Origin of the sequence: Lysinibacillus sp. FSL M8-0216, assembly GCF_038595555.1 — a bacterium.
GTDB lineage: Bacteria > Bacillota > Bacilli > Bacillales_A > Planococcaceae > Lysinibacillus > Lysinibacillus fusiformis.
This window is the reverse complement of sequence record NZ_CP152007.1, coordinates 788,478-809,322: the sequence shown is the minus strand read 5'-3', so window position 1 is coordinate 809,322 and position 20,845 is coordinate 788,478. Positions and strand designations below refer to the sequence as shown.

The 20,845-nt window shown below is 35.7% G+C and carries 17 protein-coding genes; 4 read left to right on the top strand and 13 right to left on the bottom strand.

Annotated features, from left to right (window positions below):
* Window positions 1-114: 114 nt before the first annotated feature.
* The 3 genes from MKX57_RS03725 to ugpC all read left to right on the top strand — a co-directional run bounded on the left by MKX57_RS03725 (window position 115) and on the right by ugpC (window position 3,704).
* On the top strand, window positions 115-987 hold the full coding sequence (locus MKX57_RS03725; RefSeq protein WP_342550800.1) for a glycine betaine ABC transporter substrate-binding protein: 873 nt from the start codon (window positions 115-117) through the stop codon (window positions 985-987).
* A gap of 631 nt (window positions 988-1,618) precedes the next feature.
* The gene (locus tag MKX57_RS03720; RefSeq protein ID WP_008174212.1) at window positions 1,619-2,524 is read left to right on the top strand and encodes a helix-turn-helix domain-containing protein; all 906 of its coding nucleotides are present in this window, start codon (window positions 1,619-1,621) and stop codon (window positions 2,522-2,524) included.
* An 82-nt stretch (window positions 2,525-2,606) separates the two neighbouring features.
* Window positions 2,607-3,704, top strand: a complete 1,098-nt coding sequence (gene ugpC, locus MKX57_RS03715) for a sn-glycerol-3-phosphate ABC transporter ATP-binding protein UgpC (RefSeq protein WP_342550799.1) — start codon at window positions 2,607-2,609, stop codon at window positions 3,702-3,704.
* 293 nt (window positions 3,705-3,997) lie between these two features.
* On the opposite strand, the gene MKX57_RS03710 is transcribed toward ugpC, so the two are convergent.
* From MKX57_RS03710 to MKX57_RS03650, 13 genes are all read right to left on the bottom strand, one after another.
* Window positions 3,998-4,873, bottom strand: coding sequence for an ROK family protein (locus MKX57_RS03710; RefSeq protein WP_090003295.1), 876 nt, complete (start codon window positions 4,871-4,873; stop codon window positions 3,998-4,000).
* A 99-nt stretch (window positions 4,874-4,972) separates the two neighbouring features.
* Window positions 4,973-5,989 (bottom strand): SIS domain-containing protein, encoded by a 1,017-nt coding sequence (locus MKX57_RS03705; RefSeq protein WP_239354212.1) that lies wholly within the window; start codon window positions 5,987-5,989, stop codon window positions 4,973-4,975.
* A 10-nt stretch (window positions 5,990-5,999) separates the two neighbouring features.
* Window positions 6,000-6,938: a 1-phosphofructokinase gene (gene pfkB, locus MKX57_RS03700; protein WP_089987223.1), complete on the bottom strand. Its 939-nt coding sequence runs from the start codon at window positions 6,936-6,938 to the stop codon at window positions 6,000-6,002.
* Entirely contained in the window at window positions 6,935-7,777 is an 843-nt protein-coding gene (locus MKX57_RS03695; protein ID WP_008174227.1) for a class II fructose-bisphosphate aldolase, read from the bottom strand. The genes pfkB and MKX57_RS03695 overlap by 4 nt, the downstream gene beginning before the upstream one ends.
* Window positions 7,778-7,848: 71 nt before the next feature.
* Window positions 7,849-8,580 (bottom strand): GntR family transcriptional regulator, encoded by a 732-nt coding sequence (locus tag MKX57_RS03690; protein WP_008174229.1) that lies wholly within the window; start codon window positions 8,578-8,580, stop codon window positions 7,849-7,851.
* Between the two features lie 69 nt (window positions 8,581-8,649).
* Window positions 8,650-9,828: an N-acetylglucosamine-6-phosphate deacetylase gene (gene nagA / locus MKX57_RS03685; RefSeq protein ID WP_008174231.1), complete on the bottom strand. Its 1,179-nt coding sequence runs from the start codon at window positions 9,826-9,828 to the stop codon at window positions 8,650-8,652.
* Window positions 9,825-10,493, bottom strand: coding sequence for a DUF624 domain-containing protein (locus MKX57_RS03680; protein ID WP_237068732.1), 669 nt, complete (start codon window positions 10,491-10,493; stop codon window positions 9,825-9,827). The genes nagA and MKX57_RS03680 overlap by 4 nt, the downstream gene beginning before the upstream one ends.
* A gap of 174 nt (window positions 10,494-10,667) precedes the next feature.
* Window positions 10,668-12,278: an extracellular solute-binding protein gene (locus MKX57_RS03675; RefSeq protein WP_089987233.1), complete on the bottom strand. Its 1,611-nt coding sequence runs from the start codon at window positions 12,276-12,278 to the stop codon at window positions 10,668-10,670.
* 24 nt (window positions 12,279-12,302) lie between these two features.
* Window positions 12,303-13,181 (bottom strand): carbohydrate ABC transporter permease, encoded by an 879-nt coding sequence (locus MKX57_RS03670; protein ID WP_036226084.1) that lies wholly within the window; start codon window positions 13,179-13,181, stop codon window positions 12,303-12,305.
* Window positions 13,182-13,194: 13 nt separating this feature from the next.
* Window positions 13,195-14,187, bottom strand: a complete 993-nt coding sequence (locus MKX57_RS03665) for an ABC transporter permease subunit (RefSeq protein WP_089987225.1) — start codon at window positions 14,185-14,187, stop codon at window positions 13,195-13,197.
* Window positions 14,188-14,205: 18 nt separating this feature from the next.
* A complete protein-coding gene (locus tag MKX57_RS03660; protein ID WP_043989712.1) occupies window positions 14,206-15,357 on the bottom strand; it encodes a Gfo/Idh/MocA family oxidoreductase in 1,152 nt (383 codons plus the stop codon).
* A gap of 823 nt (window positions 15,358-16,180) precedes the next feature.
* Window positions 16,181-16,903 (bottom strand): thermonuclease family protein, encoded by a 723-nt coding sequence (locus tag MKX57_RS03655; protein WP_342550798.1) that lies wholly within the window; start codon window positions 16,901-16,903, stop codon window positions 16,181-16,183.
* Window positions 16,904-17,547: 644 nt separating this feature from the next.
* Entirely contained in the window at window positions 17,548-19,296 is a 1,749-nt protein-coding gene (locus tag MKX57_RS03650) for an ABC transporter ATP-binding protein (RefSeq protein WP_272898254.1), read from the bottom strand.
* Window positions 19,297-19,408: 112 nt separating this feature from the next.
* Between MKX57_RS03650 and MKX57_RS03645 the strand changes: the two genes are divergently transcribed.
* A complete protein-coding gene (locus MKX57_RS03645; protein WP_342550797.1) occupies window positions 19,409-20,839 on the top strand; it encodes an ABC transporter permease in 1,431 nt (476 codons plus the stop codon).
* The last annotated feature ends 6 nt before the right edge of the window (window positions 20,840-20,845 follow it).

Below are 20,845 nucleotides of genomic sequence, written 5' to 3'. Positions count from 1 at the left end.
TGCATGAATCATCAATTTGACAAAAGTAACAACTTCTATATAAAATTAAGTTGTTACTTGTTAATATTTATTAATTTTCACTAGGATGTAAGTAATTATTGAAAGGGGAATTTGATGAGATATTTAAAAATATGGAAGATAGGATTTGCTTTATCATGCCTACTACTATTAGCTGCATGTGGTTCTGCTGATGCGGGTACAAAAGATAAAAAAGAAATTAACTTGGCGTATGTGGAATGGGATACAGAGGTTGCTTCTACCCATGTTATAGGACAAGTTTTAGAGAATTTGGGATATGATGTGACGCTCACACCATTAGACAATGGCATTATGTGGGAGGCACTTGCGAACGGTGAGGTTGACGGTATGGTATCTGCCTGGTTACCCCAAACACACGCTCCGCAAGTAGAGAAATACAAAGATAAAATTGAGAATTTAGGCGAAAACCTTACTGGTGCTAAAATTGGCTTAGTCGTTCCAAGTTATATGGACGTTAATTCCATTGAAGACTTAACAAATCAAGCCAATAAAACAATTACAGGTATTGAACCAGGAGCTAATATGATGGCCACAACAGAAAATGCCTATAAGGAATATCACAATCTAGAAGGCTGGAATATACTAACCTCTTCTGCCGGTGCCATGACCGCAGCCCTTAGTCAAGCCATTTCAAATAATGAAGAAATCATCATTACAGGTTGGTCACCCCATTGGATCTTTAATGCCTACGATTTAAAATATTTAGAAGACCCAAAAGATTTATATGGTACGGAAGAATATATTGGTACATTTGCCCGTAAAGGATTAAAGGAAGATGCTTCCGAGGCATATGATGTCCTAAATCGTTTCCATTGGACCGCCGAAGATATTGAAAGTGTGATGTTTGATTTTATGGAAGGTATGAGTGCCACGGACGCTGCAAAAAAATGGATTAACAATAACCAAGATAAAGTAGCTGAATGGACAAAAGATGTAAAGACACCATAAATGAAAAATATCCATTTACTAGCGATTAGTAAATGGATATTTTTCATTAACCTTCTAACTGGAAGCCTCCTTTTAGAAGTGATCATCTTGAGGCTAGTTTTTAATTTTGCACCATGCATTTTCGCTCAAGTTACTCCGTCACTGTATAACTCAACAAACTGGTCCTAAATCCAATAACTAATAGCCCTCAACAATAAATAGTAAATAGCGAACTTAGGTAAATTGATTGGAACGAAGGCGGCATCTACTCCTATAGTAAAACACAACTAAAAATTATTAGAGTTTGTCTACAACATTGAAATGTTAGACAATTTTTACATCGTTCAAACATTATTGGGATTCATGAAGAAACAATCAACTCAATAATGTTAACTATTTTTCCTCGTTTTTCACCATGTGACACGAATGAATATAAACTTTCTTTTCACTCATATGGGCCTCCACGAATTATTATCTTCATATCAGTGAATTTACTTATATTTCTTAACTTTTTTAACCTCAACATTTATTATTACTAGTAATGATAGAAAATTTTAAAGCATATTTTTGATCATCATCTTTTATGTAGCTTTTTCCCGCACAACCTTTCAGTTACATCTTTTACTATATATCGAAAGAAAAGGAGTCTTTCATGAACTTAAATCTCAAAGCATTGTTTCCTTCCTATCGTTATTTTCGTTCAAAGCCAACTCAACTATCCTATGATTCTCATATTTTTTATCATCACGAAACAAAGGAATGGTTTTCTATTTCCAAGCATGAGGTTTCACAGCGGGACTACGAATGGTTGACGGTTTTTTATACTGAAGTTACCTCTTCGCCAGTTCAGGCATCAGATTTATGGTATGAATTTATTTATTCGAATGGTGACATGCCGCCCAAATTAAAATTTAACAAAGCACGGGTTATTCAAATAACGTTTATTAACGAAAACCCTCCTTTAGAAGCTTTAAAAGAAGCGCTTTATAATTTTTTTCAGGAGGATACGGTATTCCTTCAAGTTGCTAAAAATCAATTTTTACTTATTGAACCTGAAAAACATTCAATACGTGAGAAGGAAGATTTCATTGCCCTTATCCGTACGATAGAAGCCGATTTTTATGTTCGCATCCATTTATATTTGGGAGAATTTTATACAATCAATCAAGATTTTTCGGTTAAATTCCAAAGGGAAGCACAATGGTTCAAGGAATGCTTACATTTAAGATTTGCTGAACCTTATTATTCATTTCAAACGATATTCCCTATTTTACTAACAGAACAATTGCCCACTTCTATTCTTACATTTATCGAGGAGCAAATTATTATACCTTTAAAATCTGACAAGGAATTATTGGAAACGGTTAAAACCTTTTGTGAATGTGGTTTCAATATTTCTTTGACATCAAAAAAATTACATATGCATCGTAATACGCTTACCTATCGATTATCCAAGTTCCAAGAAATCACCAATATTCATATCAAAAATTTAGATGGTGTTATTCTTGTTTACTTTGCTAGTTATCTTTGGTCATTTTTACAACATGCACAAAAATAATTAACTGAAAATTATGCACATTAAACATAGGTTTTCTTCATTACTTTATTTACACTGAATAAAAGAACAAAGGGGATTAAACATGGAGAAAATAGTACTTAATCATATTTATAAAATATATGATGGCGGTGTAACAGCTGTATCTGATTTTAATTTAACTGTTCAGGATCAAGAGTTTATAGTACTTGTTGGTCCTTCAGGTTGTGGAAAATCAACAACATTACGTATGATCGCTGGGTTAGAGGAAATTTCGGAAGGTGATTTTTTAATTGATAACAAGAAAATGAATGATGTGCCATCTAAGGAACGTGATATTGCGATGGTTTTTCAAAACTATGCTCTCTATCCACATATGACAGTTTATGACAACATGGCATTTGGCTTAAAGCTCCGTAAGTTTTCAAAACAACAAATCCAAGAACGTGTCCACAATGCTGCAGCCATACTTGATTTAGAAAAGTATTTAGATCGTAAGCCTAAAGCTTTATCAGGTGGTCAGAGACAACGAGTTGCCCTTGGTCGAGCAATCGTCCGAGATGCGAATATTTTCTTAATGGACGAACCATTGTCCAATTTAGATGCAAAACTACGGGTGCAAATGCGTGCAGAAATTACTAAGCTCCATCGACGATTAAAAACAACGACAATCTACGTAACACATGACCAAACTGAAGCCATGACAATGGCAACACGTCTTGTCGTCATGAAAGATGGTATTGTTCAACAAGTCGGTACTCCTGAAGAAGTATACGGTTTACCTGAAAATAAATTCGTTGGTGGTTTTATAGGCTCACCATCGATGAACTTTTTTAAAGGGATTTTCCATGAAGAAGGGATTCAAATAGGACCTATTTCACTAACCATTCCTGCAGAAAAATCCAAATTATTAGTAGAAAAAGGTTATTTACAAAAAGAGCTGATCTTGGGCATTCGTCCTGAACATATTTATGAAAATTCTTCTGTCAATTCAGACCCCTTCTTCTCAGCTATTGAAGCAGATATCGATGTATCCGAATTAACAGGGGCTGAGCTGATGTTACATGCACAGTTAAATGGCCAGCCCTATATTGCACGTGTAAACTCTGATACTCGAATAACTCAGGGTCAGGTAGCAAACCTACTATTTGATATGTCACGCGCTCATTTCTTTGACTTAGAATCAGAGCAGCGTATTCGGTAGAGTAAAAGCTTTATTGAAAGGGATTCAGATAACAAGTCTGTTTCCCTTTTACAGTTCAACATTGGTTTTTTAGCTATTTTGATCCCATTTTAGAAGGCGATTAGTGTTTCCCCATTGGGAACAACCACATTTATCTTCCTAACAGTTCGCCATCCTCCGCTACCTTACGTCAATCAAAATGTTGACGAAAAAAACCCAATTTCTCAATATAAGCTATATATAGAAGTTGGGTCTTTGTATGAAATTTTTATCGCTGTAATTTTCCATTTTCCTCATCACGCCACTGTTTTTGATTACTTCAATGCTGCACCATACAGTCCCGTCTCACCTTTATGAATACTACTCTCTATAATTTGCTCTTTCCCTTCAAAAGGAGTATTCAACAGGCGCTGCTGAATTCCGTCTTTAATCAGTTCAATGATTTTCGGCTGATGATTAAAAAAGCCTCCGCCTAATACTATGCAGTGTGGATCAAGCATTAAAATCATTTGATGTAACTGTTTTTCCATGCAATAAATGATTTGCTGCAATACTTTCACCATAATAGGGTCACCCTTGTAATAGAGCTCCATCATATCTTTTAATCGGATATTTGAATTTCCCAGTAATGTTCTTCCCAGCTTTTCTATAGCTGGCCCTGCGACACTTTCTTCTAAAGTTTCACCAGCTTGACCGACAATATTAAAACCTATTTCACCAGCTAATCCTGTTCCTCGTAAAAAATCACCATTAACAATGGTACAACAGGATATCCCTGTACTTAATGTTATATATACCATCGTTTCCTTCCGAAATCCTCTAGCATTATACTCTCCCCAAGTAGCCATATGCACATCGTTATCCATCATAATCTGTGCATGGGGAAAAAATTCAGTTAATCGTTCACAAATAGGAAAGTTACTCCACGGTATATTATTTTGGTAGACGGCTAGACCCTTTTGAACATCAACAATACCAGGTACACCAATACATACCTTAGAAACTTCATTAAAAGAGAGCTTCTTCTCCATACAGAGTATTTCAAAGCTATCAATTAAACAATGGAATAAAGCTTCTTTTGTGGAAATATCACTTGGTACCTCTCTTTTAATTAAAATATGCTGATGTTGGTTGAATAAAGCCGTGGCTAATTTTGTTCCACCAACATCTGCTACTAAAATATGACTCATCCTTACATCACCAGTTCTCCCCACAGAATTTATTTAAATTCAAAATTATCAGAAAGTAATAAGTGGAATAATATCTATTACTTATTGAATAGGTTTTTATTATGAAAGTTTAACGACTTGTGTTAAATTACGTGGTTTATCGGGGTTACGCCCTTTAAATATTGCATGTTGATAAGCTAAAAGTTGAAAGTAAGGGACCGCTTCAACAAGGCGATTTAAATCATCTACTTCTGCTGATAGCTTAAAAATTAAATCTGCTTCTAACTCCTCTGAAGCTATACCAATAATAACAACGAAGCCTCCAAGCTTTTGAATATCCTTCACTAATGCCTGATCATATTCCTTCGTTTCATTTTGTGTAAATATAATAACAACCGTTTCTTTATCAACAATAGAAATTGGTCCATGTCGGAATTCCAGATTTGAGTAACTTTCACATTCCGTTTGAGTCATTTCTTTTAGCTTTAATGTTGCTTCTTTAGCCAACCCATTATAAGCACCTGACCCTAAAAAGATAAAGCGCTTTTTTGAAGCATCTTCCGTCACCTGCGTTAATTGTTGTCCATTGCCTAATGCTGATTGAACAAGAGCGGGGATTTTCTCTAACTGTTCCAGTATATCCGTGCGTCCACTAATTTTCGCAGCATATAATTGCAAGGCGTATAGCATATTAGAAAATGATTGTGTCATGACCACACTTTTTTCTGATATATCATTTAAGGCAATCAATTCATTTGTTAATCTTGCCATAGGTGTGTCACTATTACATGTTACTGCCATAGTACGTATATTTTTCGCACCATTCAAATGCTCTAAGGACATAATAATTTCCGAAGTTGTCCCCGACCGGGAAATTCCAATAATCAGATACTTTTTATGCGTTAAAATAAATGTGTCTGTGTGTAAAAATAACTCAGATGCGGGTACAGCAATGGCAAACGCTCCAGTAACAGTTTGATAATAACGCGCTGCTGCAATCGCTAAATAATAGGATGTTCCACATCCTGTGAAAAGCACTACATCTACAGCATCTTCATTAAAAGTCATTAATTGCACAATATCTTTTGTTCTTTCTAACTTTTGTCCCTGTGCCATAATCTCATTGTAAGTGTACATAAACAAATCCCTACTTCTCTTTTATTTTAGTTATTTGTATCTCCTCTAAGAGTTTTTCCACTGTATCTCTTTGGACTTTTGCAATCTCTTTATGTGCTGCATTCGCTGAGCCACATGCAACAGCCCATTTATATGCCTCTGTATGGTCTGCACCATGTGAGAGCTTATAAATAAGACCTCCTAAAAAGGCATCACCACTTCCTACTGTATTGACCACATTTATCCGTGGTGCATTTACTTTGTAAATCCCTGACGGATGAACAAATAGAGCGCCTTGCTCGCCCAATGAAAAGCATACATGCTCAATGCCTAATTTTTGAAATTTTATACCCACCTGAACTAAGTCTTCATGAGTTAAAGCAGGTCTACCGATTAATTGAGTAATTTCATCCTCATTTGGCTTAATAATGAAAGGTATTGCTGTAATACCTTTTCTCAAAGCCTCGCCACTTGTATCAAGTGCGACTCTAATACCTTTTTCCTTTAATAAATGGATAATCGTTGCATATGCCGTTTTTTGTATACCTTGAGGAAGGCTCCCTGACAATACAAAATAGGTAGCATGTTCTGCTTTAGTTTCAATCCAATTTAACATGTTTATCCATTCTTGCTCATGAATGGTTGGCCCTACCTCTAACAGCTCGCTCATTTCCTTCGTTTGCTGATTAATAATCGTTAAACAAATGCGATTTTCTTCCTCTATTTGTATGAACTCTGTTTGGAGATTTTCTTCCTGTAAAAGCTCGACTATTTTACTTCCATTTAATCCACCAACGAAACCGCCAATATTCACTTCGCCACCAAGTGATGCAATTACACGAGCTACGTTAACCCCTTTCCCACCACCTTGTTGTGATTTCTGCAATACACGATTTGTTTGACCAATCATTAAAGAGTCCAGCTCATATACTTGGTCAATGGCTGCGTTTAAGGTTAATGTAGTAATCATTTTTGTAACATCACAATCTTTTGCTCTACTAATTTAATTAAAGATTCACGTGCAGGAAGGAAATACTTTCTTGGATCATTTTCTGTTGGATGATCATTAAAATATGCTCTTAATTCTTCAGCAAATAAGTCTTTAAGCTCGGTAGAAAAATTCACTTTTGCAATTCCATACTTCAAAGATTCACGTACATCCTCTTCTGGCACCCCAGAGGCTCCATGCATGACTAATGGAATATTAGTAGAGCTATGGATTTCTTGTAAAAGCTCAAATAGCAATTTTGGCTTTTGCTGATACTTACCGTGTGCTGTACCGAAAGCAGGGGCGAATGAATGAATTCCTGTTACTTTCACAAAATGCTCCGCTTGCTTTGGGTCAGTAAAGAATGCATTCTCTTCCTTTACGCTTACACTATCCTCGACACCACCAATTGTCCCAAGCTCTGCTTCAACAGGCACATTTACCGCACTTGCAGCTTCAACTACTTTTTTTACTAATAAAATATTTTCCTCATAAGGTAAGGAAGATCCATCAATCATTACAGAGGTGTAGCCTGCTCGTAAACATTCCATAACAGTATGATAAGATTCGCCATGATCCAAATGTAATGCCACCGGTACTTTTGCCTGTTCCGCTGCTGTTTTTGCCAGTGCAATTAGATAAGGCATCTCTACATATTTATACGTGCTTGAAGTTGTTTGCAAAATTACAGGTGCCCCCACTTTTTCTGCCCCAGCAATTACAGCTTTAATCACTTCTAAATTATGTGCTCCAAAAGCACCGATTGCATAATTATTTTTATAAGCGTCTTCTAACATATCTTTAGTTGTCACTAATGGCATAATAGAATTCCTCCCTCAATGGGTTGTTGGTATAATTTAAAACAAAAATAAATGCAGCAAACGATTAGATTTTAATTTAATTCCGTATAAAAACGGCAACGATCTCCTCTTACAATTGAAATACAGAATTCCACTGGTTTTCCTGAGGTATCAAACGCAGTCCTTTCTAGCAATAAAGCTGGTTTTCCAGCATCTGTTTTCAATAAAGGTGCTTCGTCTTTATTAATAAGGACCGGTTCGAAGGCTTCTCTCGCCCTTACAACAATAATGTTAAAACGTTCGGCTAATAAACTGTATAAAGATGAAGACGTTACTTCTCGTAAAATTTCAATATCCTTAATAAGGCGTAAAGGTAAAAAAGATGATTCCAAAATAATCGGCTCATTATCGGCAAATCGTAAACGCTTCATTTCTACAACTTGTTCATTTTCCTCTAATGCTAAATTCGATCTAACTTTAGTTGAGGGATACACCTTTTGTATTTCTAGTACTTCATCTTTTTGATTAAATCCTTTTTCTTGAATCATGCGACTAAAGCTATAAAACCCTCCAAGAGATTGTTCAAGTCTTGGCTTGGAAACAAAGGTTCCTTTTCCTTGAATACGATATAATTTATCTTCCTTTACTAATTCCTCGATTGCTTTTTTTACTGTATTTCGACTAACATGGAACATCTCCATCAATTGATTTTCCGAGTCAATTTTATCTCCTGGTTTCCATTCACCTGATTGAATTTTCCCAAATAAAATTTGTTTTAATTGATGATATAATGGGATTACACTAGATTGATCTAATAAATGCATCTTTTTTCCTTCCTTCTCTAGGTTTTGTAATCAATATACCATCTATATAATAGGATGCCTATTGATATATCAATCCTTTTCAAAGGCAAAATTCCCTAAGCAAAAAGTTTTTTCTACTTCTCCTTCTTCGTTCAACCAAACGATATCTGCGTCCTTTCCTAGTGCAATAGACCCTTTCCGATTGTCCATGCCTAAATGCTCTGCTTGATTTAAAGAAACAATACGTATTTGCTCAACAAGTGAAAGTGTAAGCCACTCTCCTATGTTTTTCCTTGCGGTATTCATATTTAACACACTTCCTGCTAAGGATCCCGTTTTGCGTTGAATACATTGATTATTCATGACTTCTACTTCATTACCACCTAATTGATACAAACCATCTGGCATCCCCTTTGCACGTATACCATCTGTTATGATGAGCAAACGATTTAAGCCCGTCATCTTGTAAACCATTGGTAGTAGATCTTTATGAAAATGTACATTATCTGGAATTATCTCCACATACACATCTTCCGCTAGAAGTACTGCTCCCACAACACCTGGATCACGGTGGTGTAGTCCACTCATGCCATTAAATAGGTGTGTTACATGGGTAATACCAGCTTTTATTGCATGTTGCGCTGTATCATAGTCAGCGTCAGAGTGACCAATAGATGCAATAACCCCTTTATTAGTTAATTCGTGTAGTAATTCAAAATCGGTATCTTCCTCCGGTGCAAATGTGACAAGACGAATTGAATGATGAGACTTATCATACAAATCATTAAATTGTTGAACATTTGGTTTTAAAATAAAAGCTTCGGATTGAGCCCCTTTTTTAGCTTGACTAATAAATGGACCTTCTAAATGAATTCCTAACATCTCAGGCACTGCTGTTGGTTGGTTTTTATAATAATAGGCAAGTGCCTCAACAGCAGATTCGATCTCAGACATAGGACCTGTCATCGTTGTAGCCAAAAAAGCAGTTACGCCCTCACTTGCTAAGTATTTGGCTATTTTCGAATAACAAATATGGTTCGCATCCATAAAATCATGACCTACAGCACCATGTATATGGATATCGATCATTCCAGGGATGATATAGCCTTTTTGCTGACAGTCTATTACATTCTCTCTTAAAGCGAATGAAGGGCAATTTGCCATTTGATCAATTACTGTAATTTTTCCTTCCGACATTTCTAGAAATCCGTTAGTAATAATTTTATTTTCCATTACGATATTCGCATTAATAATCCATTTTTTATTCATGAGGTGATCCCTCTCCCAGCAGAGTAATATGGTAGATTAGTATGTTCGTCTGCTTCTCTATCATTCTTAAATATATGGGATGACATCCACGTTAAAAATAAGGCAGCTAAACTAACACCGAAAAACGGTATTAAGCCTGGAAAACAGCTATATAGTTTATAAAGAATTATAAGCCCAACAATATTGCTAATCATTTGTAATGGATACGCAATACTAAATATGATGGAAGCAGCAAAGTAGCGCAATATTGGTAAATCATAATGGGCGTATAGCTGAAATATATTCACAACAATCATACCGAACAGTATACTAATAGAAATAAACACTGTGAGTAATAGTAAGCCTAGTAAGCCATGTAACGATGAAACTATTTGAAAATTAATCGTTACAAAGTAGCCAACACTCAGTAAGATCATACCTATTTTATTTGATGGAATAAATTCAACTTTATATGTATTCCAATAGATTTTGACTAATCGTTTTAAGTCATCTTCTCCTTGTAATCTTTTCCGTAAAGTAGTAAACATGGCAACAGTCGCTGGGGCTACTCCAAATAGCAAAAGTCCAAGTAAAGTTAAACCTGTCCATAGTAACTGTAATACTGCTAATAATGTGATCCATTCTACAAACCAGTATAGTTTACCTTTCCATCCTTCCAATTCCATGCCCATTACCTCCCTACGATTCACATATTACTATCTATACATTTTTTGCATTTACACTCTGCTACATCCATCAATAGAAGGTTCAACAAGCGTGCGTCACATAAGCCTAGTTGAATGGTAATCTTTCAGCTTATGTGACCTTCTACTTGTTAAGTTTGAAGAAATTGAACCTCCTTATTTGGAACGGTCATATGCCCCTTGTGCTACTTCCATATAGTCTTGCAAACCCATTTTTTCAATTGTATTCTTATAGTCATTCCATTTATCGAAGCTTTCTTTTCCTGTTATAAAGCTTGCTGTCATTTCATTTACATAGGTTTGAATGTCTGTTAAAACAGCGGACACTCGATCATTTTCTTCCACTGTGAAATTCAAGCCTGGAATAATATCTTCATCCTTCAAAGCATATGGCATGACTTGCTTGGCATTGTTAAGAGAGTTTTCCTTAGCCTCTGCCCCTTGGAAATACTTTTGCGTTACAATCCCAGGATAATAACCACCAGGCCATGTTAAATAATCACTTATTGCTTGGTCTAAATTTTTGCCATCTGGATTATTAGTAATATTGTCGATATATTGAATTGTTCCATCCTCATTTTCTTCGTAAGTGACACCTTCAAAGCCCATAAAGAACATTTTAGCTCCCTCATCACCATATAAATGGTCAATCCAACGAACCATTGCTTCAGGATTTTTTGCTTTATCTGTTACTACAAACATCCCTAGATTCCCAAGACCATTAGACATCGCAGTATATTGTCGATCCCCATTTGGCCCTTCTAACACTTGTGCACCCGTATAACCATCTAGTTTAAATAATTCTTTAGGATCTACTTCACTAAGAATGCCAAACGTTCCTTTAGCTGCTTCTGCCGCAAATTTTTGAGGCTCTGTCGTAAATACATCCTTATTAATTAAACCTTCTTTATAAAGCTTATTTAAATATTCAAGTAATTGTTTATATTCGTCGGTCGTTGGCACAAATCGGAATTCCTCAGTACCTTCTTTAAAATCTAAATTCAGATTCATCGTTCCTTGTTTGTTCAAGCCAAATGATCCTCTTAAGTAATTAATAATTTGATTCACACCATAACCAGTTCCCCAGCCTTGCTCATCTTGTAAACCATTACCATTCGGATCATTTTCTTTAAATGCTTTTAGTACTTTGTACAAATCATCTGTTGTTTCTGGTGATGGCAAGCCTAGATGATCAAGCCATTCCTGATTAATCCACGGCGCTCCAACGCGAAGTGATGAAAATTTTGGATCATAAATTGTTGGGAAGCCATAAATATTTCCATCTGCCATCGTCACACCCTGCTCGACAGATGGGTATTCTTCTAATAGCTTTTTAAAATTGGGTGCATATTGATCGATGTATTCATTCAACGGTAAAAATACACCTTGTTGACCGTATTTGATTAAATCTGTTTTTGAAAATGCCGATGCAAAAAATATTTCTGGATAATTTCCTGAAGCTAAAAGCAAGTTCTTTTTGTCCGCTAATACCTCCGTCTGAACAGTTGTCCAATTTATATGGATATTAGACATTTTCTCGTATTCTTCCCACAACATTAGTTGATTCCAGTCCTGAGATGCAAAAAACTTTGCTGCAAAACCATCTACTTCAATTTTCTCCTTTGTAATCGGCATATCGGTCGCATTCAAATTATCAATATTATCACTTTTCACTCCACCGGTTGCTTTATCATCCGAACATGCTCCTAGCAAACTTGCAGCTAACATTAGGCTTGTTACGACACCATAAACACGCTTTTTTTTCATTTCCACTTAAATCGCTCCTATTCTTTAACCTTTTAATGAACCAATCATGACACCTTTTACAAAATATCTTTGTAAGAATGGATAAAGCATTAACATTGGTAGGTTAGCAACGATTAAAACTGCGTATTTTAACCCTTCAACGCTAAGTTTTTGAGCTAAAAAGCTTTCTGACGTCGCTTGAATCATATCGTCAGCTTGTCCTTGAATTAATATTTGCCTCAGGATAAGTTGTAGTGGAAACTTATCTTGGTCTTGCAAGTAGATCAATGCCTGGAAATAAGAGTTCCAATGCCCTACAGCGTAAAATAAAACCATGACTGCCATAACAGGTAATGATAGTGGTAGAACGATACTCCATAAAATACGGAAGTTCCCTGCACCATCGATCATGGCCGATTCCTCTAACTCATAAGGAATGGATTGGAAAAATGTCCGCATAATGATGATGTTCCATACAGCTACCGCATTCGGAATAATCATGACCCAAAATGTATTTATCATACCCAAATCACGGATTAATAGATATGTAGGAATTAGTCCCCCACTGAAAAACATGGTGAATACCATAAATGCCATAATAAAGCCCTTCCCTTTTAAGTTTCTACGTGAAAGAGGATAAGCTGCACAAATGGTCATCACGATATTTAGTAATGTTCCAAAGAATGTGTATTTCAAAGTATTGATAAATCCATTAATAATATCTGGATTTTGGAATACTTTTTCGTAAGCCTCCACTGTAAATTCCTTTGGCCATAGCCATAAATCCCCTGAAATGACGTACTCGGGATTACTAAGAGAAGCACTTAAAACAAAAATAAGTGGATACAAAACAACAACTGCTACGATTGCTAAAAAAATATAATTAAAGATAGTAAATGCACGATCGCCCTTTGATTCTTTCATGTCAATCTCTCCTTTACCATAAACTTGTATCACTCACTTTTTTGGCTATTCTGTTAACCATAATAAGGAGGATAAAATTAATGATAGAGTTGAAGAAGCCCACTGCTGCTGAAAAGCTATACTGTGCTTCTAAAATTCCGCTACGATAAACAAAAGTGGATATAACATCTGATGCCGACATATTTAAGTCATTTTGCATTAAAAATACTTTCTCAAATCCAATAGCCATGACAGAACCAACATTTAAGATGAATAAAATGATAATTGTCGGCATAATCGCAGGAATATTAATATGAATAATCCTTTGAAATTTTGATGCCCCATCTATCATTGCCGCCTCATGCTGTGCCGGATCTACGGCAGCCAAAGCAGCAATATATATGATGGAACTCCATCCCATCGTTTGCCAAACATCAGACAGTACATATATGGATTTAAACCAGGCAGGTTCTGAAATAAAATCAATGGGTGTACCCCCAAACAACATAATGATTTGGTTGATCATCCCATCCGATTTTAAGAATAGTAATAGCATCCCAACTACGACTACTGTTGATAAAAAATGTGGGGCATAAATGACTGTTTGTACAAATTTCTTAAAGCGAAGACTCTTCACTTCATTTAATAGCAATGCAATAATGATTGGTACTGGAAAAGATATAAGTAACGTGAATACGCCAATCCCAATTGTATTTTTGATTAAACGCCAAAAATAATAACTATCAAAAAAACGTTCAAAATGCTTTAATCCTACCCACGGACTCCCCATAATTCCCTTTGTAGCAATAAAATCTTTAAAGGCAATTTGCAACCCATACAGTGGGTAATAATGGAAAATCAAAAAGTAAAGTATAACAGGGGCTAGTAAAAAATAAAGCTCCCAATTTTTTTTGATAGATTTTTTCCACTCTACCAGGTGATTTTTCTTTACCTTTGATTGCTTTTTGAAAAAACGTTTTGTTTTAGATGATTTTTCCTCAACAGTTGTTTTATCTAAAAGCGTCATAACTACACCCCCTATTTATCAATGTTGCAGAATGGTAGATTCCTGCTTAATCTCAATAACCTTACCTCCGTTACGAATAGATTCTGTTGCTGCACAGCCCACTGCGACACTCATACGTCCTGCAAATGGCGTTGTCAAAGGTTTTTTATCGTAGAGGATGAGTTCTACAAAATCTTGGGCAATTTTCGGGTCAGCTCCGCCATGGCTACCTTCCTCAGGCTTCATTTCGTACACAACATCACTCAATTCCTCCCAAGAATTTGATTTCCGTGTTTTTAAATAAACTTTATTATTGATATCATCATTTTCGAGACGCCCCTTCGTACCGATAAATGTATAATTTCGCGAATAGTCAGGTGTAAAGTGACATTGTAAATAAGAAGCCTTTATGCCACCTTCCAACTCCATCATGACCATATTATTATCCTCTACATCAATTTCTTCACGGAACGCACATTCCGTAAATGTATGGGCAACATATTCTGGACAAGTTTTTTTCTGATCACAGGTTGGACATGTTAACGTATTAGGTTGATTTCCACCGTAATAATCTAAGCTTCCAAATGCAGATACCTTCTGTGTATATTTCCCTGAAATCCAATGAATGACATCTAAATCGTGTGAGCCTTTTTGAAGTAGTAAGGAGGTTGTATTTTTTGAATTACCATGCCAATCGTGGTAATAGAAATAACCACCGAATCCAACAAAATGACGCACCCATATTGCCTTTAATTCTCCAATGGCCCCTGAATCAATTATGCCTTTCATCGTTTGATACATACTCATATAACGCATATTAAAGCCAACCATCAGATGCTTTCCTGATTTTTCCCAAGCATCTAATATTCGATCGCAGCCTTCCACCGTAATAGCTAATGGTTTTTCCGCATACACATGCTTACCCGCTTGTAAACAAGTAATAATATGCTCCTCATGTAAATAATCTGGCGATAAAACCGCAATGGCATCGATGTCATCTCTTGTTAATAACTCTTTATAGTCCTTTGTTAAAAATAAGGGTGTATCAAATTTTTCCTGAAATTTTTCTAAACGTTCCTGAGAAATATCGGCTAGTGCTACTATTTCTGATTCCCCATTAGGTTTATGCCAGTATTGTGCCAATCCCCCCCTTAAGCCAGCTCCAATCACACCTATCCGTATTTTCTTCATGTTAGTTCCCCCTCGTTTCATCCTTGTGCCTCTGTATTTCTTAAACATTTGCAACAAAACTTATATTACCCAAAACAACACGACTACACGTCAACACGTTGTAGGTACAAGTTAATATATAATGAATATTCAAAAAATTTAACTGGAATAAATATATAATTCCAATACTTAGTATGTCAATACCCTAGATTATGGTTGCTTGTATGCACCAACTGCTATCAACATGAGTTGACCCATCCTAAAATTTAGAACATATACCGCTTCTTCAAGAGCTCAATCTACCACTCCATTTGTTTAAATTTTTTTCTGACATGCCAAGTTCTTCGGCGGTACCCTAGCTATTTTAGATACAATCACCCCTGTTTGACCTAAGCAAAAAATTATCTGAGTTCAGGAGTTGACCTGACTCAGATATTTTAGTAGGAACATTATCTTTCATCCACCTTAAAGCCTGTATCTTGAGCTTCTTTAACTGAACGATAAAGTTAATATAATTTTTAAGCTTAAAGAAATTAAGAAGCTTGTATCAAGGACTTTACTATAAATTGAGGTATTAATTCTCGATCCCTTAGAAACTGCTGATAAATTTGAAGGAGATATTAATTTCAAAGAAGTTTATAGCCGTTTTTTCCTTTTGATAAACCCATTCCCGCAGTCGAAGTCATAAAATTGTATTATATAGACAAATAACACAAAAAAAGGGAGATGGTTTCTCTCAACATAGAAACCATCTTCCTTTTTTCACTTACGTTTTCCCTGGTGCTCGTTCATACTTCTTAGCGTAAACACTGAACATGCCGCTAGAAGTATGTAATGCCTGATTTTATTGCTTAGCAGGAATAAACCCAGCGGCTTTCGCTTCTTCTTCCGTACAGAACATCTCTTCTGCTATTGTATTCTCATAGTCCCGTTGCCCTGGCATATGATAAATTTTATTACCCTTGGAGTTAATATTTCCTTTGATTTCGCAACTGCCCTTGTTGTTATTGGTATTCGATTTATCCTCAACTATGTTAGACTGATTTCCATTTTTTATAGCAGCATAATATACATCTTTATCGTATCCACGATTTGTTACATAGTCTTCAACTGACCATATCCCAATAGCCGACTGTTGTGCAGTTTTTTGAATGGATTTAAACCAATCTACATGCCTCGTATTTGGATCATATATATAGGCCACTCGTGCTAATCCATTTTTCAATAACTGCTCCTGAACACTTATACCTTCTTTCGTATAAATATAGGCAAGTAGTCTTTTATATTTATCACGATAAGAAACGTCAAATTCTAAATAGACTGTATCCAGACCAGCTAATAGTTGCTTAGTAAATTCTTTAGCTTCTGGTCCGTACGGTTGCTCTCCTAATGTCTCATGATTAGTTTCCGGGGTATCCACAAGTAAAAAGCGAACTTTTTCAGAGCTACCGTTATATTTTATCCTTATTGTGTCCCCGTCAATTACACTTTCTAGTTCATATTCTTCAAACTTACTTACATCGTGTTTCTCTGCGTTTTCTATCGTTGAAGATATTAGATCTCCCATATCTCCAGTCTTAATACTATTCGTACTAGTTTCTTCTGTGCATGCACTCAGAACCCATATAGAAATGAATAAAACAAAAATAATTTTCTTCAAATTTACACTCTACTTTCTAATTTATATCCCCTACAATTAAAAATCTCCGGAGTTAACTAATTATTTTTTCATAAATGGTTTCCTTCTCCCATTGCAAGATTGCTCCTGTAACGAATGAAAAGCCTTCAGTCATTGTAACAACTGAAGACTTTTATACATATATTTATTTAAATATTAAATATAAAACAACAGCCAAAATAATTGTTCCACTAGTTATTAGCGTTTTAATATCTGATTGTTTCACTTTTATCTCCCTCAGCTATTTATTTACACTAATCATAACATGTCCTAGCCCTTTTTATATAGATTCAAAATTATTCTAAACAAAAAGATTATGTACAGTAACTACATAATCCCCTTGTAACAAATATATATTTTTCTATAATTCTTTGAATGTATTAAAAGACTTCCATTATATGCAACTACATTTTATTTATGCAAAATAAATAATGTAGATATTCCATCTAGGCTCTAATATAGTTTAATTAAAGGTTGTTCATTTTCAGCGGAAACCTGCCAAATGTCTCTATTGTACTATAATATGGCAGCCATCATGTTGAAACGGCAACCCAATGATTTGGAAAAACTTCTACAAGCTGGCTATTTTCTACCTCGTAGTGAACTTTCACGTCGTCTGTATTTTCCGCATCACTATATTTCTGCTTTTCAATCGCTGGATCGGGGATTGGTATGGACTGTAATAATGCACGTGTATAGGGATGCTGAGGATTAGCATATAGCTCCTCACTTTCAGCTAATTCTACAATTTTCCCCGCATACATAACTGCTACCCGATCACTAATATGCTTCACCATCGATAAATCATGTGCAATAAATAAATACGTCAACCCAAGCTTTTGTTGTAATTCCTTTAGTAAATCCACAATCTGTTTTTGAATGGATACATCTAAGGCTGACAAAGGTTCATCACAAACTATAAAATTAGGCTCAACCGCTAATGCTCTAGCAATCCCAATACGTTGTCGTTGACCTCCTGAGAATTCATGTGGATAACGCATAGCGTGTTCTTTCTTCAAACCAACAAGCTCAAGCAGTTCCTCTACCCGTCCTAGTCTTTCACTATGTGATTTCACTAGACCATGAATATCAAGTGCTTCCCCAATAATATCTAAGATTTTTTTACGAGGATTTAACGATGAATAGGGATCTTGGAAAATTATTTGCATATGGCGACGCATCGCCTTTAACTGCTTTTTCGTTAGTCTCGTTACAGGAATCCCTTGGTATAAAACTTCTCCATTAGTAGGCTGATGAAGCTGTAGAATTGTTCGACCAGTGGTAGATTTACCTGATCCTGATTCGCCTACTAAGCCTAAAGTTTCCCCTGGGAGTATATGGAATGATAAATCATTGACAGCTCTTAATGTTTGGCCTTTTCCTAATGAAAATTCCTTTGACAGATGTGTGACTTCGATCAAAGGTTTATTTGGATCAATACCTGGTTGGATAGTAGAAATTTCTTTTGGCTGCTTTTTTTCATGTAGCTTTGGTAGCGCATTCAATAATTTTTGGGTGTATGGATGCTGCGCATTCGCAAAAATCTCTTCCGTCGTACCCTGTTCAACAATTTCTCCTTCTTTCATGACAATGAGACGATCACACATACCAGCAACGACACCTAAATCATGTGTAATTAAAATAATAGATGTGCCCATTTTCTTTTGCATATCTCGCATCAATTTCAAAATTTGGGCTTGAATAGTTACATCCAATGCTGTCGTTGGCTCATCCGCAATCAGCAGTGACGGATTACATGCAAGTGCCATAGCTATCATTACACGTTGTCGCATACCACCTGAAAATTCATGTGGATATTGTCGATAACGCTCTTCTGCATCCCGAATGCCAACAAGTTTTAATAATTCAATGGTTTGCGTATAGGCTTCCGTCTTTGACATGGATTGATGCTTGATTAAACTTTCAGCCACTTGATCTCCTATTCGTATGGTAGGGTTTGTAGACGTCATAGGATCCTGGAAAATCATGCTAATATCTTTTCCACGAATTGTTTCCATTTGTTTTTCTACTAATTCCGTTAACTCCTGACCTTTGAACTTAATAGTGCCAGATTTTAAAAATGAAGGTGGAGATGGTAATAAGCGCATAATGGAGCGTGCTGTTACACTTTTCCCACTCCCAGACTCACCTACAATTCCGAGTGTTTCACCTTTATTTAGATGGAAGCTTACATCTTTTACAGCTTCAAACTCTGTCTCCCCGGTAAGAAAGGAAACACGAAGATTATTGATTTCTAAAAGCTTTTCGCTCATTCGAATCATCCTTTTTAAAATTTGTGATTGACTTACTTTCATGTATAATCCATACTTTACAATACTGATAGGAATTATACAATATAGTGTTGAATATTTTATTAACGCTTGGAGGAAATGCATGGTTACTTCAAAAAATTATTTAAAACCAAAGGAATTTACGTTCTTTTCTATGGTTTATCAAAAACTAATGCACCAAAAGCCTTATAATATACTACTTTTTCTTTTAAGTATTTTGGTTCATCCATTTACATACTTTATCTATCGGAAAAAGAAACATTCAAATACTTATGACCTGGCTTTTGAATTGCGTAGTCAGTATTACTTGAAGAATGGTTTATTTGCCCAATGGCAGCAATCTTTTGAACAGCAAGAAATAGCAAAAGCTTCATTTTTTCAAGAAGCTGTATCATCATCGCGAATACAGCAAACTGCTAATGAATTAGCCAAGAAAAGGCTTCAACAGCAAGTAGATCATGATTTACAAAATGAAGGTATACAACCATTAACTTATGATCAATTTTTTAATCAGCAACTGAAAAACAAATATTTTGTAGCTCTTACCTTTCTACCAGCTGTTTTATTTTATGTAGTGCTAATTTTATTTGCGAACCCGTTTTTGCAATTTATCATTGAAAGAATTTTACAAAGCTTCATTGTGATTGTTGGTGTGGCAACGTTAGTGTTTACAATTTTGTATCTATCACCTTTCGATCCAGCCAGAAACTTACTTGGCGTTGAGGCGACAGCAGAGCAAATAGCCAACTTTAATCGCATTCATGGTTTGGATCAACCTTATTTATCTCAATTATGGCATTCACTATCTGGCCTATTTACTTTTGACTTAGGCACATCCTTTGCAGGTAAAGAAGATATTACGCACAGCATTACAAATAAATTTCCTGTCACACTTGAAATAGCCGTATTATCACTGTTAATGGCTATTGCTATCGCCATTCCAGTCGGTATTATTTCAGCGGTTCGTCCTAATTCGTATTTGGATTATACATTTATGTTTATTGCTTTAATTGGTTTATCCATTCCAAGCTTTTGGCAAGGTTTAATTTTTATTTTAACGTTCGCATTAAAGCTACAATGGTTTCCAGCGACCTATAACCCCCAAAATTGGTTATCCCTTATCATGCCAGTTATCGTCTTGGGGACATCCATTACGGCATCCATAGCTAGGATGACAAGGTCGAGTATGCTTGAGGTGATCCACGAGGATTACATTATTACAGCTAAAGCAAAAGGCTTGAATGAATTTAAAGTAATTTCAAAACATGCCATTCGTAATGCCATGATTCCGATTATTACGGTGATAGGACTTCTTTTTGGAGGTATGTTGGGAGGCGCATCTGTTACAGAAAAGGTATTCAATATTAGTGGGATTGGTAGCTATATTGTTGATAAACAATTTATTCCTGATATTCCCGCAATCCTTGGAGGCGTTGTTTATATCGCTATTACGATCTCCATTGTCAATTTATTGATTGATATCATGTATGCCTTTTTTGATCCACGCATTCGCTCGAAAATGAAGAAGTCTTAAAGGAGG

What these genes read in the sequence shown, in the direction of transcription:
- MKX57_RS03725 (WP_342550800.1), top strand. Translation starts at nt 115, where the DNA reads ATGAGATATTTAAAAATATGGAAGATAGGATTTGCTTTATCATGCCTA.
- MKX57_RS03720 (WP_008174212.1), top strand. Translation starts at nt 1,619, where the DNA reads ATGAACTTAAATCTCAAAGCATTGTTTCCTTCCTATCGTTATTTTCGT.
- ugpC (WP_342550799.1), top strand. Translation starts at nt 2,607, where the DNA reads ATGGAGAAAATAGTACTTAATCATATTTATAAAATATATGATGGCGGT.
- MKX57_RS03710 (WP_090003295.1), bottom strand. Translation starts at nt 4,873, where the DNA reads ATGAGTCATATTTTAGTAGCAGATGTTGGTGGAACAAAATTAGCCACG.
- MKX57_RS03705 (WP_239354212.1), bottom strand. Translation starts at nt 5,989, where the DNA reads ATGTACACTTACAATGAGATTATGGCACAGGGACAAAAGTTAGAAAGA.
- pfkB (WP_089987223.1), bottom strand. Translation starts at nt 6,938, where the DNA reads ATGATTACTACATTAACCTTAAACGCAGCCATTGACCAAGTATATGAG.
- MKX57_RS03695 (WP_008174227.1), bottom strand. Translation starts at nt 7,777, where the DNA reads ATGCCATTAGTGACAACTAAAGATATGTTAGAAGACGCTTATAAAAAT.
- MKX57_RS03690 (WP_008174229.1), bottom strand. Translation starts at nt 8,580, where the DNA reads ATGCATTTATTAGATCAATCTAGTGTAATCCCATTATATCATCAATTA.
- nagA (WP_008174231.1), bottom strand. Translation starts at nt 9,828, where the DNA reads ATGAATAAAAAATGGATTATTAATGCGAATATCGTAATGGAAAATAAA.
- MKX57_RS03680 (WP_237068732.1), bottom strand. Translation starts at nt 10,493, where the DNA reads ATGGAATTGGAAGGATGGAAAGGTAAACTATACTGGTTTGTAGAATGG.
- MKX57_RS03675 (WP_089987233.1), bottom strand. Translation starts at nt 12,278, where the DNA reads ATGAAAAAAAAGCGTGTTTATGGTGTCGTAACAAGCCTAATGTTAGCT.
- MKX57_RS03670 (WP_036226084.1), bottom strand. Translation starts at nt 13,181, where the DNA reads ATGAAAGAATCAAAGGGCGATCGTGCATTTACTATCTTTAATTATATT.
- MKX57_RS03665 (WP_089987225.1), bottom strand. Translation starts at nt 14,187, where the DNA reads ATGACGCTTTTAGATAAAACAACTGTTGAGGAAAAATCATCTAAAACA.
- MKX57_RS03660 (WP_043989712.1), bottom strand. Translation starts at nt 15,357, where the DNA reads ATGAAGAAAATACGGATAGGTGTGATTGGAGCTGGCTTAAGGGGGGGA.
- MKX57_RS03655 (WP_342550798.1), bottom strand. Translation starts at nt 16,903, where the DNA reads ATGGGAGATCTAATATCTTCAACGATAGAAAACGCAGAGAAACACGAT.
- MKX57_RS03650 (WP_272898254.1), bottom strand. Translation starts at nt 19,296, where the DNA reads ATGATTCGAATGAGCGAAAAGCTTTTAGAAATCAATAATCTTCGTGTT.
- MKX57_RS03645 (WP_342550797.1), top strand. Translation starts at nt 19,409, where the DNA reads ATGGTTACTTCAAAAAATTATTTAAAACCAAAGGAATTTACGTTCTTT.